The following is a 16,276-nucleotide window of genomic DNA, read 5'->3' as shown; positions in this document are numbered from 1 at the left end:
ATGAATGGATTCAAAGCAGAACAGTAATGTAAGTACTGTTAGTTGGTTTATTAGTTGGTTTGTTAGTAGGTCCGTTAGCCACCAACTAGATACTCACAGGACCATACAGAAAGGCCACAGTGACAACAAAAGTATCACTATGGCCCAACCAGAACACTGCATACGAAGCCGTCAAACTCAATGCAGTACAGCGAAGGGGATTATACCAGATGACTCAATTTACAGCCACGAATAGATACTTGATGACTGACGCTTTAGCACTCGGCCTTTCCGGTATAGAAAAAGCGACTCTTGTGCACTTAAGCACTTTTGCCGATGGGAAATTCCAATGTTTTCCTTCGATTAAAACATTAGCAAAAATTACTGGATTCAGTGAATCAGCAATTAAGCGAGCTATCAAAAAACTTGAAGAGATAAAACTAATTACGAAGAAACGTCGATATTCATCCTCTGGACCCACAAGCAACCTATACAAGCTAAACACTTCAGTACTGCAGGATAATCAGAGTAAGCGTCACAAACTCATTAGTCCGGTGACTTCGAATGGAACATTCCTAGCTCAAGACGGAAATTACTACTCATGTCCAGCTGAGTTCTACATGAAAAAGCATGGTCAAGTGGGAGACAAACTACATGCCTAATAAATACAACTGGAAACTATTATCTGCCGAATTCCAATTAGCCTCAGTTAAGTATCCTGATCTATCTATGGCTGCTTTTGCCAAGAGCCGAGGGATTCCTGCAAGCACGTTTAGAAAAGCGCTCAGAAGAGAGCAAAGCAAAGAGCAAAAACGGGAGACTTGTATTCAAAGTAACAATTATAAACTTGCTATGAAGCATATACGGTCAGCCATCTCTCTTTTAAACAACCTTTAAGTCAAGTGTGTTCGGGGGACAACCCTCCCCCAACACCAGTAGCGCGGTTACGAGCATGAAAAAAGAAATAATGATCAGGTCGCGAGCGGTTAAAGGAAAGGACTATGAGCTAGATCCAACGACTAAGCGCTCTCGCTTCAAAAAAAACAACAATGCGGCATTGATTCACGGTGGATATTCAAAACAGCTCTCACCCGAATTACTAGCAGCTGTAATAGACAACGATCTCGGCTTTGAAGTTGGCATACTCAAAGGTCAACTTTCAAATCTAGCGGTGATGGGAGAGCAACTAATCCAAGAGCTCCACCAACAAGGAGAATCAGCGACAGCTCTGAGTGTTGCCTTATCGTGTGCAGATCGAGCCTCTAAGCTGGTACCTCAGATACAGAAAGCACTTGAGTCACCAATAGTATTAGACACAGAGTTTGATTCTAAAAAGAGAAGGCTTAAGAATCGTTGGCTAAAGCGTTTTCATACCGGAGATTGCTCCGCAACCGATATTGCCTACCAATTTGAAATTAACGACTTAGGGCAACCGCCACTCTATGTCATGAAAAAACTTGAAATGGAGATTAAAAGCTCTCCATCCGACATAGATGATTCGCAATACAGTCGCGAAGAAATTCAGCAACAACTAATGGAATATTGGAAAGAAACGGCATCTGAAGAACTGCGTCGAGATGAACGAGAAAAAGCGATTCAGCAAGAAAAGAAAAGGATTTCAGACCACTTCTTTAACTCATCGAACACTAACGACTTACACCAAGGAGGGTAAACATGGCCATAATTAGAACAGCGTTGTCAGATCCTCGCTACCTCGAGTTGATAAAGCAATTCCAACATGACTGGGTGGGCTTTGCAGCAGTTATTGCCAAGAAAAAGCCGACATGGCAGCAACGACAAATTATTGAAGCAATGCAGGTTAAAGGCGCTAGGGTATCAGTTTCTAGCGGTCACGGCACAGGTAAAAGTGATATGACAAGCATCATGATACTGGCGTTCATCATTCTTTATCCAGAGAGCCGTGTCGTAGTCGTAGCCAATAATGCCGCGCAAGTTAGAAATGTCATTTGGAAATACATCAAAGTCAATTTCAGAACAATATGTAGCTCTGTTCCGTGGTTAGCTTCCTATTTCGAACTCAATGAACGTGAATTCTTCGCGGTGGGCTACAAAGGAGTATGGAGCTGTATAGCGAAATCTGCTCGTTTAGGTCAAGAGGAAGCTCTTGCTGGTGAGCACTGCCATACCTACCTAGTTGTTGTTGATGAAGCCAGTGGGCTCCCTGACAAGGCTTTACAGGTACTAAGTTCAGCTTTAACAGAAACCCATAACAATATGTGTTTGCTAAGTCAGCCAACTCGAAGTTCCGGCTTTTTCTACGATACACACCATCGACTGGCAAAAACACCTAGCAACCCTGATGGCATATGGAGTGCCATAACTCTTAGCTCAGAAGAGTCTCCTTTGGTAACACCAGAGTTTATAGGAGAAAAACTACTCTCCTATGGAGGAGAAGATGCGGCAGAGTACCAAATAAAGGTACTTGGTCGTTTCCCTGACAGTATGGAAGGGTACCTTCTGAGCAGAACTGATTGTGAGCGTTCAGCAAGAGCACAAATTCACCTGCAGGAAAAAGAATGGGGGTGGGTCGCCGCCTGTGATGTTGGTAATGGTCGAGACAAGTCTGTAATCAATATTTGTAAAGTATCTTTAGACTCGCCAGAACATAGGCTGGTGGAGTCACACCAAATTCTTGAAATGAGTCCAGACATTGACCCTATTGATTTTGCCTACGAGATCCAGAAAGTCATAGAGCCATATCAAAACCAAAATATCACTGTTCTGATTGATGGCGATGGTGTCGGCTTTTCCACTGTCAAGACTGTAAGGGAACTAGGTATAGACACACAAGAGATTCGCTGGGGGAAACCCGTTTTTAATAGTGATGCCAAAAGCCGCTTCATTAACAAGCGCGCATATAGCCATATTATGATGCGCAATGCTGTAAAAACTGGCCGCATGAGAATCGACCCGAGTGAAATGACCAAAGACCAAATGAGTCGGCTTCCTGTCTTCATAAATGAAGCAGGACAGTGGGTTGTTACCTCTAAAAAGGAGATGCGAGAAAAGCACAACATAAAATCACCGGATCGTTCCGATACATACTGCTTTATGTTCCTTGCATCCCCAAGAAGAGCATATGAAAGACGTAATGATAACGACCAAAGCGCTTCACTTGCAGACTTCTTTGGCTGGGATGAAGAATGAACAAACTCCGCGCGTGCACTAACTACCATCAAAATTCAAGAGATTAAGAACATGTTTAGTAAAGATTTTTCCAAAGAAGTCAGAGTGACACTGTTAGAACTGGTGTATCTACTTAAAAAAGCTGTCATTGAAGACAAATACCATATTTCTATAGAGCAAGCTAAAGCTCTTTTATACAACAACCTTGTAATTGATGTTGTCGTTCAAGAGCTGGGTGGCGATCTAACTTACATCAATGAAAGCGACATATCATTATCGGACATATCACGCACTAGATTATTAATAGAAGAAGTCAACGACATCATTAATATCAGCGACTTCGGTTATGAAAATAACATGAATGGGTTCGGGTACATTATTGCTGCAATAGAATTTGCTTTGAACGTCGGAACATACAACCAAGCTATTTCAGACAAGATGCAAGCGCAGTCTTCGAGTACTCCCTTAGAGCTCGGCGCAAGCTTAAGTTCAGATAAACTCTGGGATGACTTTTCACATGAAGTAATCAAGTAGTCAAAATGCTTTAGATGTATAACCCATGCCCGAACTCTCTGAGCCACTCTTTATGCTCTTTGTAGTCGGGCATTACTCGCTCCACTTCTTTCCAAAACTGAGGTGAGTGATCATGATGAAGCAAATGACAAAGCTCGTGGACAACCACATAGTCAACTACGCGGTTAGGGGCCATAACAATCACCCAGTTAAACTCTAAATCACCGTAAGGGGTACAACTACCCCAGCGGCTCTTAAACTCTTTAGTCCGAACGACGCCAGTTTCAACACCCACCAGCGATTCATAACGCCTCACTTTTTCGCGAATTTTTTTGTCAGCATGGCGCTTGTACCAATTCACCAATGCCCGACGAATATAGTGCGTTTGAGTTGAAGGGTCAGGCACGGTTACAGTGATGCGCCCATTCATCAGCTTAGTGGGTGCCAAATCGCCTGTAAGCACTTTTAAACGATAGTTACGCCCTAGGTATGGCAATGCCTCACCCGACACATATTCTCGTGCTAACGAGGGACTATGAGCTTGATATTGAGCCAACTTATCAACTATCCAATTGTGCTTATCTGCAAGAATTTCATCTATTTTTTCTTGCTCTAATACCTTGGGGACAATGATAGTCACCTCCCCCTCATCAACTTTAAGTGATGCAGTTTTCTTTCTTGAAGTACGCTCCACCAGCACACTGTAACTGGCAGTATGAATAAGCTCTGGCTGATGCTTTTTCGTCATGTTTTGCTCAATCATTTATTGCCGAACTTGTGCTTAGCGAGATCCATAAAACGCTCTTGAATAGCACCAACCAATGCTTTGTCACCAAACGGCTGATCAAGCACAGCGCGTTTTATCTCTTTCTTCATCCGCTTAATTTCATCTTGCTTAGCGAAGAAATCAATTATTTCCGTTGCTTCATTTAACATGGCGACCAAAGTTTGCGTGGTGTCTTTAATAGCTTCATGGACGCGTTCATCAATCACATCGCCATCATTAGCGTTAGTCACCTCGGCAATTAAGATATTGTAAAAAGCGAACTCTGTTTCGTTTAACCCAACATCTTGAGCGGCTTGCTGGTGGGCTGAGCCAATGTCATCTGTCATGGCAAGTAGTAACTCAAGCTGCAGAGCCCACTGACCAGACGTTTTCTCAATAATATCCCTCAGTCTCAGGCTCAAAGAACGGTAGTACTCAGGGTCATCATCAAGATTAATCGTTATATGATGCTTGATAGCGCTCTCTATCTCAGAAGCTTTAGATTCATCTGATTTATTTGGCTTAATCGTATCTTTGAAATTAGCTGCCAATAAGTCCACTGGAGGAATTTTGGGATCTACCCCTGTACTCAAAATATGCTCATCAACCAACTGCCTTACTTTTTCGCCAATCTCTCGCATATCTAAACCAGCATCCCGATACATGATTCGCGATGCATTGTGTACTTTCCCTAACAACTTCATATCTGGGACAAAAGGAGCAGCACTAGCATCAGGCAATATCACATTGAGCTGTTTGGCAAAGAGCTTGAACGCTACATCAAATTGAGCTCGAGTAGTTTCATCTTTTAGTGCGAGAACATAATCGTCAATATCATCGCTATCAATGTGTTTAAAGAATGACATTGCACGGGTATGTTTCGCCTTAAGCTTCGGAATCTCGTCTTTGAGGCTTTGATACGTCCCTTCGACATCTTCACTACTAAACAAATCAAGCGCTTCAGTTAAGTGCGTTGCTAGACCATAGTAGTCAACGATGTAGCCACAAGTTTTACCTTTGTATGTGCGATTCACTCGAGCGATGGCTTGCATCAATGTGTGATCTTGCAGCTTTCTGTCGATATACATAACTTGTGCAATCGGTGCATCAAAGCCAGTTAACAGCATATCTTTGACGATGAGAAACGCCGTATTATCAAACTTCTTGTCCTTTTCTTCAGTGCCAGCCTTATCCATACCAAAAGGCTTTTTGAAGTTACTAATCACCTTTTTTTGATGTGCTTTGTCGGTGTACTTAGCGATATATTGCTTATCGTTGTGGTCACCAGAAATGATTACCTCGGAAGGCGGAGCACCAAGCTCATCCAGTGTCTTTTTGAAAACGGCAGCGGCATGGCGACTACCAACAACAATCATTGCTTTAAAGCCATCAGGGCGAATGTGCTCTTTATAGTGCTTGAGCAAATCAAGGCAGACCCAACGGATACGAGCAGGCGCTTCACGCACGGCGCGTTCTACTCCGTACTTTTTCTTAATTTCGCGCTGTTCTTCTTCTGTGTATTCACCAAAGTACTCTTCAAACAACTTATCAAGAGATTCTCCAGCAACTTCAGACTTAACCTCTCGACCTTCATACAGCAGGCGTACTGTCGCCCCGTCTTCTACCGCTTGGTTGATTTTGTACTCGTCAATATAGCCACCAAATGCTTGTCCCATCTTTTGGGTTTTAAGCAGGGGTGTCCCCGTAAAGCCTACTTTAGGCGCATTCGGTAATGCTGCATTGATAGTCATCGCAAGACCACCAAACTGTGTGCGGTGTGCTTCATCAGCCAATACGATAATTTTTTCGCTAGGATTGAGGTCTTTAAACCCTTCTGCTGCTTTCGGCTGTTTCTCTTGTTCTTTCTCTAAATCAGAGAACTTCTGAACCATCGCAGTAACCAAATCCGAGCTGTCTTTTTTAAGTAGCTCTTTAAGCTCATTCACTGAGCCAGCGTTATAAACGGTTTCACCTTGCGCATCACGGAAAGTATTGGATAACTGCTCATCAAGCTGAGTTCTATCGGTGATAAATACCAACTTGTATTGCTGTAGTTCAGGATCACGGCGCATCTTCACAGCTAGCATGACCATGGTCAGAGATTTACCACTCCCCTGCGTATGCCACACCACGCCAGATTTTTCTCTGCGGTCTTTACCTGTTTTTAAGCGCTGAATGACCTTATTAACGGCACGATACTGCTGATAACGTGCAACTTTCTTAATGATTTTGCCATCGTCGGTTTCATAGATGATGAAGTTTTGCAGAATATCGAGGAAGTTATCCAGGCTAAACATCCCTGCAAGTAATCGCTGCTGCGCTGTTACACGAGTCAGGACTTCGTAAGTGGCTTTTTCTTCGGCAGCTTGTAAGAAATCAACTTGGCTTTCTGCCTCGGAGTTGTCATCCACAACATCGTCAGGAAGCTGAACGTCCACGGCAGAACGAAACGTCACTACGTTATCGTGCAATGATTGCTGAGCTAGCTCTTCATCGCTATGTGGGTAGGCATCTTTCCAATCCCCATAGTGCTGACTGCTAGAGCTAATTGTGCCGACTTTCGCTTGGTCACGACAGGTAGAAACCATCAATTGGTTATACCAAAATAGCTTTGCCGCACCTTCTTCATTTTCTTGTTCACGTAGGTTGGAGTAACGACGAAGCTGGTCTATCCCGTGGCTCATAGGGTCAGAAATGTACGGCGATTTGCATTCAATGACAGCAAGAGGAATACCGTTAACAAAACAGATTATGTCAGGAATAATGTTTTGCGCCCCTTCGACTTTAAACTGGTTCGTCACTAAGAACTCGTTGTTGGACGTTGTATCGAAGTCGATAAGTTTGACGGTTTGCCCTTTGCGCCCTTTACCGAGGTCTTGCTCTACCGAAAGGTAGTTAACCATGGTTTGGTAGAAAGCATGGTTGTACTCCATCAAAGCAGCAAAATTAGGGTGTGTCACTTCCCTAGATACCTTGCGCAGGTTCTCTTCACTGATCCAAGGGTTAATACGTTTAATTGCCGCCTCTAAGCGCTTCACCAGTATGACATCACGTAGATAAGTACGTTCTTGATTTACGTGTTCAGGGGAGAGGGATTTGCCTTGTACGTAAGTCCAACCAAGCTTAACTAACTGAGCAATGGCGGGGGCTTCTACCTTATCAAATTCGTTATTTGCCAAAATATATTCTCTGCAAGACAGAAAGGAGATTTAAACTTTACCGCCATGGGCAAGTAAATCTGGATTTGGGGCTGGGGTTACTGAGTCACCTGTTGTCATATCAAAACAACCACTCTCTTCAGTTCCTTTGAATGCACGCACAAGTTTAAGCTTCATATCAGGACAATCTGCAAACACAGTCAACCAAATACTAAAGAAACCTTCAGAAACCGCCCAGCCAATAGCCATTTCTTTTAGTAAGTCGTTTTGGGGTTGCTGTTGAATCATCGCTTCTGCACTTTGAGCTTTTGCCCACGCTTGCATCCTTTGAGAAACACGGTCAACCTCAACTTGTACACCATTTGCATCGAGTGCGCGGAGTATTTTCTTGTCAAGGCCAACAAGCTCTAAAGTTGCTTTTGCATATCCACTGATTGGAGTAGCCAATGCCTCAGAAACCGAAACTTTCCCATCCTCAGTATATTGAAAGGAGCTAAAAGTATTGTCGCGATCTGGTATTAAGAGTTTATCTAAGTCGACCTTTTTATCTTTCTTAGTCGAATTACAATTAACACAAGCCAAAAGAAAATTCGTCCACCTGCCAATTAACTCAGGGTGTCCATCATCGCCAGCTTTAGGTTGAATATGCTCCACAGCCAAATTAGTTTTTATTGGACGCTCACAGTACGAACAATAACTCCCTAAACGACCTATTAACGCAGGTTTTGCCTTGGTATAGTCATCATAATCGTCAGCCTCCGGGGAAGTATCTCTTCTTATTGGTCGCATAACTTACTCTCCTAATTTGGCAACTCGCTGCATCTCTAGGAATGCTTGGAATGCAGGATTGTCATCATAAGGAGCTATCGATTCTGCTAACCTCTCTTTATACTGTTGAAGCTTATCCTCAGGGGCTGATTCAGATTCATCTAATAACTTCAAATATTCTGTTGCTACACCTTTCATCTCTTCATAACGGCTACTCGTATCTGGCGAGTTAACATCCATAACCCCTACCGCTATATCCGAGAGAGTCTTATTCGCTAATTGAGCTGGTGGTAAGCCATCAAGCATGATCAACTCTTCACTAGAGCGTAGTGATTGAATTAAGAAAGGTGAGTGCGTTGTGCAAATAAATTGCACTTTAGGGAAAGTATTACGCAAGTCCTCAATAACATGGCGCTGCCATTTAGGATGAAGGTGTAGATCAAGCTCATCAATTAGAACAATGCCTTCTGTCTTATTAAGCACCTCATGTCCTAAGTGAGGATTAAGACGTGCTGCTTTTTGTGCAATGTCCGCGACCAAAGCTAAAACGCATCGCTGACCGTCACTTAGCAAGTTGAAAGGTTGTGGCTCTGAACCTTTAAGGGTTAAAAGTAACTCTTCTCTTTTTGGGTCATAACGTAAATGCTCAGCATTTTCTATACAGCCAATTACCGCCTTACGCACAACCGTAAGCATGGTAGATTCTTTACCTTCTTGAAAAGCCTGCCACTCTTGGCGAGCAAACCATGCTACTAGCTCTTTTAAAGCTATACGAGGGTCGACACAGTGCTTATAACCATCTAGGCGAGAAGGTTTAGTAGTAGATTTCGTTAATGATGGTTTTGCTTTATAGGCTTTTGGATCTTGCCACAAGCGCATAGTGCCGTAGTAACTTATTAAAGGAAGATTGATATTTTCTGAAAGTTGCTCATCGCAAGTTTTTGCTAAAGCGGTCAGAGAGGTTGCATTACCATAACGAGTATTACCTGTTGGTGAGTCCTTCGAACGTTCCCACTCAACGACGTTGTTTTTAACCACTCCAGTTGCAGAGACTAAAACAGGCCATGCTTCAACGAACTGAGACTCCCCTTCTTTTTCAACATAAGACAAGGTGGCATCAGTTGGATATAGACTTTTTTTATCATTCTTTTTTTTGAAACCAAGTATCCAAGTTGCAATAGCTACCGCTACTGCATCCAACACAGCTGTTTTACCCGTCGCATTTTGTCCAACTATAAGGTTAACTTGAGGGTTAAACTGGAAAGTTTTCTCCTTATAGCAACGGAAGTTTTTGACAGATAATGTATTGAGTTTCATGAGGTTTACTCTCGTAAAGTAGCATTAAAGTTATAGTAACTTATATTCGACCAAGTTTCAGGGAGTTATCTAGAACTATAGCGATAGCTTAGAAAGCGCTCACAGGCAGAGCAATCGCAGGCGCTTCCACTTTATCGAATTCGTTATTTGCCATGCATTAACTCCAGCTTTTTTCAGTTAATCTTGCGGCTATTTCAGAATCACTTGGTAGTGTTTCAATACCAAGTTCTTCTCCGAGATCGAAATACTTAGAACGCTGAATTGGGTATTTAGAGCTTTTGCTGAAGTTGGTCAGTACGAACTCATCGACAACAAAGAAATGATGCCCAGTGTAGACATTCCAGCCATGCACTTCCTCAGCAGAGCGCATCACCCCAATTATCCGCATTTTCTCATCTTCGGTTATTTCAGAGCCTTTCTGATAACCCACCACGTTGAGTTCATCCGTCTCTTTATCGTATTCAGCATGAACAATTTTGGTTAGCTTACCGATACCACGCACAGATTTGTTTTTGTATAAACCGAGATAAGCGTGGTTTGAAAAGCCCCTATCAATAGGGTCGTAGTAAACCCCAAACTCCATGTTTTCATGGAACGTATAACCCGTAACGATAGCTCTCATCACCATGTCATCACGAGGAAGCAATGACATCGAATCACAAAATTCTCGATAGTCACCCAAGATTTCATTGAGCTCAAGATCGTAGTCCAATAGGACAGAGTCGAAGTTTTTGATAATGTCGGAGAAAGTTGTCGCCAAACAAACCACTTGCGTACCGTTTTCTTGGTTGAAACTCTTAACAACACTTATCGCTTGCGTTAAGAATTCATCGTTTGGTTTACGTGGGTCTAAAAGCAATAGCACTTGAGTATCTTCGTTTTCAAAGCTCTCCAAGTGGTTCGATAGCTGAGATAAACCGTAGTTCCCATATAGCTTTGTCTCAATAACAACTTTGATGCTTTTCTGGGTAATTAAGCCGTCCGGTATACTATTTCTTTTTGTGTTCCCTTCTTGCTGGGCAAACTGCATACCCACATCAAAGGTTAGGTTTCCATCACCACTGAGAGCATTTAGGAAATCTTCAAACCTTGCAGGACTATGGTTGTACAGTCGTGAAAAGAGCAACAACGTGTTGTTAGTGACAACGTTTTCTTTCTGGGAGTATCTTTGGAAATAGTGTACTCGGCTCATGGTTAGTCCTCGACCTTAACGCGAACCTTGCCTGTTAGAAGATCTTGCATAAGGGCTTTTTTCATATGGCTAACTTTTTGAAGTTTTTTCTCTTTGTTTTTTATCGCCACATCAACACTCTTTAAAGAATTAACAATTAAACCCTGCTCTTCTTTCGGCGGTAATTTGATTAAGATCTTGCTGCAGTCTGGAACCCTCATATGTGGCACCGTACTACCGCCACTGAAATCTTCAAGCTGCTGCTTTCCATATTCACTCATTAATGAATACGATAAAAAATGTGATGATGTTTTAGTTTGATCTGCGCGGTACATCATTGTCCGTTGACCAAGAAAAATTCCTCGGGAGTCTTCTAAAACCCCACACTCTCCAACAGGTGCTTCACGAGTAAATATCAAATCGCCATTTTCTGGAATTAACCTCCGAGTCCACGCGTTATAAGTTTCTTCCGTAACATAGCGTACGTTCTCAGTATCAACTCGACCATGCCGTACATTAGTTGTACGTATCATCTTGTATGGTGTTTTATAGTCTACTACTGGCGCAGTCTTGTTCACACAATCCACTACATGAGTACAAAGTTCAGATATCTTCCGAACCTCCCACCCTTTCGGAATCCTACCCACAGGCGAGTCTTTAAACTCCGTATGCGGCTTACCATCCACACCGACACCACGGGTTAGAAGCTCTTGCATCATTCCTGTTTTTAGGTCTTTTAACTTGTCGATTTGCGTCTGTGTTTTTTCAATCACATCATCAACAGAGGTAAGGATAGCGGCGATTTTCTTTTGTTCTGATAGCGGCGGTGATAAAAACTCAACACCTGACAACACCTTAAAGGGAATTGAAGCTCTGCGATCTATCGAGCCTTGCCCTAAAGAAGGATAAAGCCGCATGAAGTAATCAGACTTCAATAAGTAAAACAAAAAAACGTTGTCAATCGAGCCTGTTGTCTCAAAAACTGTATACATTGGTGAGACCAAGCCTTTTTCTACTCCTTTCAATAAACCTAAAGAGCCTTCATCAAGATGAATCGTTGCATATGCAAATTGACCTTCGCTAACAACTTTGTAAGTGGTCAAATCTCGACTAAACACCTGTTTTTTGAAGTAGGAGTCAGAACGAACAAATCCGTTATACTTGGTAACCGAAAAAACAGGATAGTTATCATTAGACTTATTTTTTTTCTTAACTTCTTTCAGAACTGTATTTAGCGGATACAGAGCCCACCCATTGGGAACATTCTCATTCATAGCCAAGCTCCTTCAAGTACCCCTGCATCAACCGCTCGGCTTCAGCTACTTGTTGGTTTAGCTCAGACAATGACACTTGATACTTATCCCACCAGCATTCAAGCTGTGTGATAACCTTGGCTTCTACATCACCTGCAACTTCTCGGATCTGTTCTTTGCGTTCGATACTTAGTTTGAAGGCATAGTAATCATCGTTGGTTTTGTCGAGCACTGAGGAGGTATCAAACCCTGTTAGGATTTCCTCTTCAATGTATTCGTTATGCACTTCACGCGCAGGAATACCACCATGAAGAATCGCACGTACATCAAAAATTTCTGCTGGTGGTGAGGTATCCGCATAACGGCGAATGTTGAGGTTAAAGTCGTTCTCGGCAATTTCTGAATAGTTCACCACTTTCGCGTAGCGCTTCACATCAACATAGTTATCGAAAGTTTCAACAATCTTAGTGATATCTTGCGGGCGCAGTTTGTTCTGGTTTTTGCCCTCTTCAAACTCAAGTTCAGAGTTGATAAACAGCACTTTGCCTCTTCGTTCTGTCGCTTTATTCTTGTTGATAATAAGCAGACATGCAGGAATACCCGTACCGTAGAACAACCCCGATGGCAGACCAATCACCGCTTCTAGCAAATCGTCTTCCAAAATACCTTGGCGAATTGCCTTCTCGCTTGACCCTCGGAATAGCACACCATGAGGCATGACCACACCGACCATACCTTCATTATTGGTACTAGCAATCATGTGCTGAACAAAGGCTAAATCCCCTGCGTCTTTTGGCGGCGTACCATAAGGAAAGCGTCCAAAGCCATCGCTATCACACTCGTCTTTGCCCCACTTCTTTAGTGAGAAAGGCGGGTTGGCAATAACACGGTCAAAGGTTAATAGCTCACCGCCTTCGGTATGCTTTGGCTCTCGCAGAGTGTCGCCCTTGCGGATATCGGCACTGTGCACACCATGTAAGAACATATTCATCTTACAGATTGCCCACGTATTCAGGTTCATCTCTTGCCCGAACAGCGACAGATTTGCAGGGTTTTCACCGTGCTCTTTTAGGTAGTTACGAGTCTGAACCAACATACCGCCTGAGCCCGTTGTTGGATCATAGATACGCATACCAGCATGAGGTTTCAGCAGTGCCACCAGCAGTTGTACGACTTCGCTTGGGGTATAGAACTCTCCGCCTTTTTTGCCTGCACTGTCCGCAAACATTTTGATTAGGTATTCGTAAGCCGTACCCAACATATCTGGGCGCTCAAAGTCTTCATTACGCAGGCGGTGCTGGCTAAAGTGAGAGAGCAGATCACGCAACTTAGCATCAGTCAGCTTGTTCTTAATATTGAAGTCGATGGTCACCAACACACCTTCTAGGGATGGATTATGTTCTTCAATCGCTTCTGTCGCTTTGTTGAGGCTTTCACCGATGTTGTGCTTTAAGTCTTTTAGTGCAGACCAACGCGCATTTTCAGGGATGTAGAAGGTACTATCGTACTCATCTTCATCATCTGCTAACTCTTCTGCTTGCGCTTGTGTTTTACCTTTACCTAGGTAGTACTGAATGACTTTCTCTTGCTCTTCTTCAAACGCATCCGACATTCGCTTTAAGAACATCATGCCAAAAATATAGTCTTTAAATTCAGAGGCATCCATGTTGCCACGAAGGATATCAGCGGTTTCCCATAGGAAAGATTCAAGCTGCTGGAGGGTGAGTTTATTGGTCATTTGTTAGTGCTACTTTAAAGTGATTCTGTATGTATCTTAACATTTCAACACCTGTTAGTTCAGGCGAAGATGTGTCTGTTCTAATGTAAAACTTGCTGTTGTCTAAAAACATTGGGGCAGGTGCTGGTAGGCAATCAATACGTACTACTGTTTTTCCGTCAAATGGTACCTCGGTCAATTGGCAGTACTGGGCGTAATCAGCACTAATTCGCGATGCTAGCTGTGCTCCTAATTCTTGAAAATAATTGTCCATCTTCTTAAACCCAAAACGTTTCTGTTCTATGTCTACACCTGTCACCTTTCCTTTATCATTGACACCTATAAGCAGAATCCCACCTTCCGTATTCAAGAACGAAACAATGTCTTTTATGATTTCAGCTTGTACATCACGATTTTTCTCTACTTTCTTCGATTCATCACGAAGCTTGTCTACATTGGCAAAAAATGATTGTTTAAACTCCATTTGGCGAGTCTCACCAAGAGAAATTAAATGCTGTAGATGCTTAACATCACTTAGCGCCGAAAGCCTGAACACCATTTCATCAGTACTATCTTCGATGGATTTATATTTCTTAGGTTCAGTGGTCAACTTCTTAAAGAACTCTTCAATTTGTTCTCGCGCTATTTCTAACTTTGATGCCACCTTTATGACTTCGAGTTGAACATCTGGCTTAGGAATGGGAATGCTTAAGGATCGAATAGAGCTTGCACTAAGTGATTGAATACTCGTTCCTGTAGGAATTTGACTCAACATTTTTCGTCCAAGTTCAGATTCAAAGAATAACTTTGCATATTCAGACAGCAGTTTCTCCTTACAAAACCTAACCTGAATAAATTTTCCTTTAGGGGCATTTGGACCTTTTAAGCTTAACAATATCGCCCCTACCTCAGGCCTAATCCTCTTAAAATAAATCGTATTTGATTCATCTAAGTCATCTACTGCCGAAGCAATACTGACTGACTTCACGAGCTTTTTATTTGAGAGAGGTACACGCTCAAAGCCTTCATGATGGCTCATAAGGGCGTCTATCTCCCGAATTACCGGAGAATTGTTCACATAATGTGTAGTGTTTAAGTTGGAGTTTTTAGACAAAATGTCATCAACTGAAACAACTTTACAAAACGTACCTACCGATTCGAACTTCTCAAATGAGCAAACAATTTTATGGATATCGTCTTCTCGCAAGACATTCATCTGCCTTTTCGAAAAGAAATCTTGCGACGCGTCAACAAACAAAACTTTATGCTTACGTTGACGTTGTTTGTTTTTGTTTATGATCACAATACTGGTAGGAATGCCAGTCCCATAAAAAAGACCGGGAGGTAAACTAACTACCGCCTCTACCAAGTCGTCTCTTAGTATTCCTTCACGTATACTTCTCTCGCCATTTCCTCTGGATAATGCGCCATTGGGCAAAATCATTCCTGCCTGACCATGCTCATTCAGGCTAGAAATCATATGTTGCAAGAAAGCAAGATCTGCGGAGCTTTTGGGCGGAACGCCATAATAAAAGCGGTTATAGCGGTCATACCAGAAAACGTCAATTTCATGAATCTTTACATTATACGGTGGGTTAGCTACGGCTATATCAAACTTCGCTAAACTTCCCTCTGTAACATGCTTCGGTTCTAGTAACGTATCACCTAGCCTTACATCTGCATTTAGTGCACCGTGCAAGAACATGTTCATCTTACAGATAGCCCAAGTATTGCGGTTTATCTCTTGTCCATATAGCGAAAAACTATCTAAATTTACTTCTCGTTCTTTTAGCGAATTACAAGCTTGTATGAGCATCCCCCCTGCACCACAAGTTGGGTCATAAAGGGACATTCCCTTCTCGGGCTTCAGAATTCCGACTAAAAGTCGTACAACCTCATTAGGTGTATAAAACTCACCCGCTTTCTTCCCTGACTCATCTGCAAACTTTTTTATTAACCACTCAAAGGCATATGAAAAGACATCGGGGCTAGTTAAGTAATTGTCACTAAGAGTGAAGTCAGATAGATAATAAATCATCTCCTTCAGAGGGTTATTTCTGGAACTTGTTTCTGGGATAAAATCGATAGCTGTTAGTACCCCTTCAAGCTCCTTAGTACCTCGTTCAATTCCATAACAAATATCGTTGAGCATATGAGCGATTTCCAAATCGCTTTCTAAATTCTCAATTTTTGACCACCTAATGGTTTTAGGTATACGAAATCCGCACTGATCTGCTGCAATTTTTTCTGACAGTTTCTCTGCTTCATCTTCTGAATATCCATCGTTTAACAACAGCTGAATTTGTTGTTCTTCGATCTCCTCGAATGAATCAGACAAGCGCTTGATGAAGACAAGCCTTAGAAACTGATCCTTAACATTTGAGAGATTTGCTCTTCCTCGAAGCAGTGAGGCGGCTTTCCATAGAATTGTATTAAGTTCTTGAAGGTTTAGATTCGAAGACATTTTATAAGTAGCTTTATTCACAC

Annotated in this window: 13 protein-coding genes; 5 read left to right on the top strand and 8 right to left on the bottom strand. The window is 42.4% G+C overall.

What is annotated here, in order from left to right; translation table 11 throughout:
* The first annotated feature begins 242 nt into the window (after positions 1-242).
* The 5 genes from AC6R0R_RS13355 to AC6R0R_RS13335 are packed head-to-tail and all read left to right on the top strand — an operon-like array spanning position 243 to position 3,660.
* Positions 243-641, top strand: coding sequence for a helix-turn-helix domain-containing protein (locus tag AC6R0R_RS13355; RefSeq protein WP_500626438.1), 399 nt, complete (start codon positions 243-245; stop codon positions 639-641).
* Positions 634-876 (top strand): hypothetical protein, encoded by a 243-nt coding sequence (locus tag AC6R0R_RS13350; RefSeq protein WP_500627041.1) that lies wholly within the window; start codon positions 634-636, stop codon positions 874-876. The genes AC6R0R_RS13355 and AC6R0R_RS13350 overlap by 8 nt, the downstream gene beginning before the upstream one ends.
* Positions 877-931: 55 nt before the next feature.
* A complete protein-coding gene (locus AC6R0R_RS13345; RefSeq protein ID WP_500627040.1) occupies positions 932-1,651 on the top strand; it encodes a hypothetical protein in 720 nt (239 codons plus the stop codon).
* A 2-nt stretch (positions 1,652-1,653) separates the two neighbouring features.
* Positions 1,654-3,147: a terminase gene (locus AC6R0R_RS13340; RefSeq protein ID WP_500627039.1), complete on the top strand. Its 1,494-nt coding sequence runs from the start codon at positions 1,654-1,656 to the stop codon at positions 3,145-3,147.
* A 51-nt stretch (positions 3,148-3,198) separates the two neighbouring features.
* On the top strand, positions 3,199-3,660 hold the full coding sequence (locus tag AC6R0R_RS13335; RefSeq protein WP_500627038.1) for a hypothetical protein: 462 nt from the start codon (positions 3,199-3,201) through the stop codon (positions 3,658-3,660).
* A gap of 10 nt (positions 3,661-3,670) precedes the next feature.
* On the opposite strand, the gene AC6R0R_RS13330 is transcribed toward AC6R0R_RS13335, so the two are convergent.
* From AC6R0R_RS13330 to AC6R0R_RS13295, 8 genes are all read right to left on the bottom strand, one after another.
* Positions 3,671-4,387, bottom strand: a complete 717-nt coding sequence (locus tag AC6R0R_RS13330; RefSeq protein WP_050554553.1) for a M48 family metallopeptidase — start codon at positions 4,385-4,387, stop codon at positions 3,671-3,673.
* An 11-nt stretch (positions 4,388-4,398) separates the two neighbouring features.
* Positions 4,399-7,584 (bottom strand): type I restriction endonuclease subunit R, encoded by a 3,186-nt coding sequence (locus AC6R0R_RS13325; RefSeq protein WP_500627037.1) that lies wholly within the window; start codon positions 7,582-7,584, stop codon positions 4,399-4,401.
* Between the two features lie 30 nt (positions 7,585-7,614).
* On the bottom strand, positions 7,615-8,352 hold the full coding sequence (locus AC6R0R_RS13320; RefSeq protein ID WP_500627036.1) for an HNH endonuclease: 738 nt from the start codon (positions 8,350-8,352) through the stop codon (positions 7,615-7,617).
* A 3-nt stretch (positions 8,353-8,355) separates the two neighbouring features.
* Positions 8,356-9,648: an AAA family ATPase gene (locus AC6R0R_RS13315; protein ID WP_009697700.1), complete on the bottom strand. Its 1,293-nt coding sequence runs from the start codon at positions 9,646-9,648 to the stop codon at positions 8,356-8,358.
* A 157-nt stretch (positions 9,649-9,805) separates the two neighbouring features.
* Positions 9,806-10,840 carry a hypothetical protein gene (locus tag AC6R0R_RS13310; protein WP_500627035.1) on the bottom strand — a complete coding sequence of 345 codons (1,035 nt, stop codon included), beginning with the start codon at positions 10,838-10,840 and terminating at the stop codon, positions 9,806-9,808.
* 2 nt (positions 10,841-10,842) lie between these two features.
* The gene (locus AC6R0R_RS13305; RefSeq protein WP_500627034.1) at positions 10,843-12,093 is read right to left on the bottom strand and encodes a restriction endonuclease subunit S; all 1,251 of its coding nucleotides are present in this window, start codon (positions 12,091-12,093) and stop codon (positions 10,843-10,845) included.
* Positions 12,086-13,810 (bottom strand): type I restriction-modification system subunit M, encoded by a 1,725-nt coding sequence (locus AC6R0R_RS13300; RefSeq protein ID WP_500627033.1) that lies wholly within the window; start codon positions 13,808-13,810, stop codon positions 12,086-12,088. Before AC6R0R_RS13300 ends, AC6R0R_RS13305 begins: the two co-directional genes overlap by 8 nt.
* Positions 13,800-16,274 carry an N-6 DNA methylase gene (locus tag AC6R0R_RS13295; RefSeq protein ID WP_169739368.1) on the bottom strand — a complete coding sequence of 825 codons (2,475 nt, stop codon included), beginning with the start codon at positions 16,272-16,274 and terminating at the stop codon, positions 13,800-13,802. The genes AC6R0R_RS13300 and AC6R0R_RS13295 overlap by 11 nt, the downstream gene beginning before the upstream one ends.
* Positions 16,275-16,276 lie beyond the last annotated feature (2 nt).

The organism is Vibrio sp. R12-SW3-ISO1 (assembly GCF_059834005.1).
Note: the sequence above shows the minus strand (reverse complement) of the source record. Positions and strands in the feature narration are given on the sequence as shown.

Bases quoted from the DNA above. Each gene is read 5' to 3' on its own strand.
- AC6R0R_RS13300 (WP_500627033.1), bottom strand. From the start codon at position 13,810: ATGACCAATAAACTCACCCTCCAGCAGCTTGAATCTTTCCTATGGGAA.
- AC6R0R_RS13330 (WP_050554553.1), bottom strand. From the start codon at position 4,387: ATGACGAAAAAGCATCAGCCAGAGCTTATTCATACTGCCAGTTACAGT.
- AC6R0R_RS13305 (WP_500627034.1), bottom strand. From the start codon at position 12,093: ATGAATGAGAATGTTCCCAATGGGTGGGCTCTGTATCCGCTAAATACA.
- AC6R0R_RS13340 (WP_500627039.1), top strand. From the start codon at position 1,654: ATGGCCATAATTAGAACAGCGTTGTCAGATCCTCGCTACCTCGAGTTG.
- AC6R0R_RS13320 (WP_500627036.1), bottom strand. From the start codon at position 8,352: ATGCGACCAATAAGAAGAGATACTTCCCCGGAGGCTGACGATTATGAT.
- AC6R0R_RS13335 (WP_500627038.1), top strand. From the start codon at position 3,199: ATGTTTAGTAAAGATTTTTCCAAAGAAGTCAGAGTGACACTGTTAGAA.
- AC6R0R_RS13345 (WP_500627040.1), top strand. From the start codon at position 932: ATGAAAAAAGAAATAATGATCAGGTCGCGAGCGGTTAAAGGAAAGGAC.
- AC6R0R_RS13310 (WP_500627035.1), bottom strand. From the start codon at position 10,840: ATGAGCCGAGTACACTATTTCCAAAGATACTCCCAGAAAGAAAACGTT.
- AC6R0R_RS13355 (WP_500626438.1), top strand. From the start codon at position 243: ATGACTGACGCTTTAGCACTCGGCCTTTCCGGTATAGAAAAAGCGACT.
- AC6R0R_RS13350 (WP_500627041.1), top strand. From the start codon at position 634: ATGCCTAATAAATACAACTGGAAACTATTATCTGCCGAATTCCAATTA.
- AC6R0R_RS13315 (WP_009697700.1), bottom strand. From the start codon at position 9,648: ATGAAACTCAATACATTATCTGTCAAAAACTTCCGTTGCTATAAGGAG.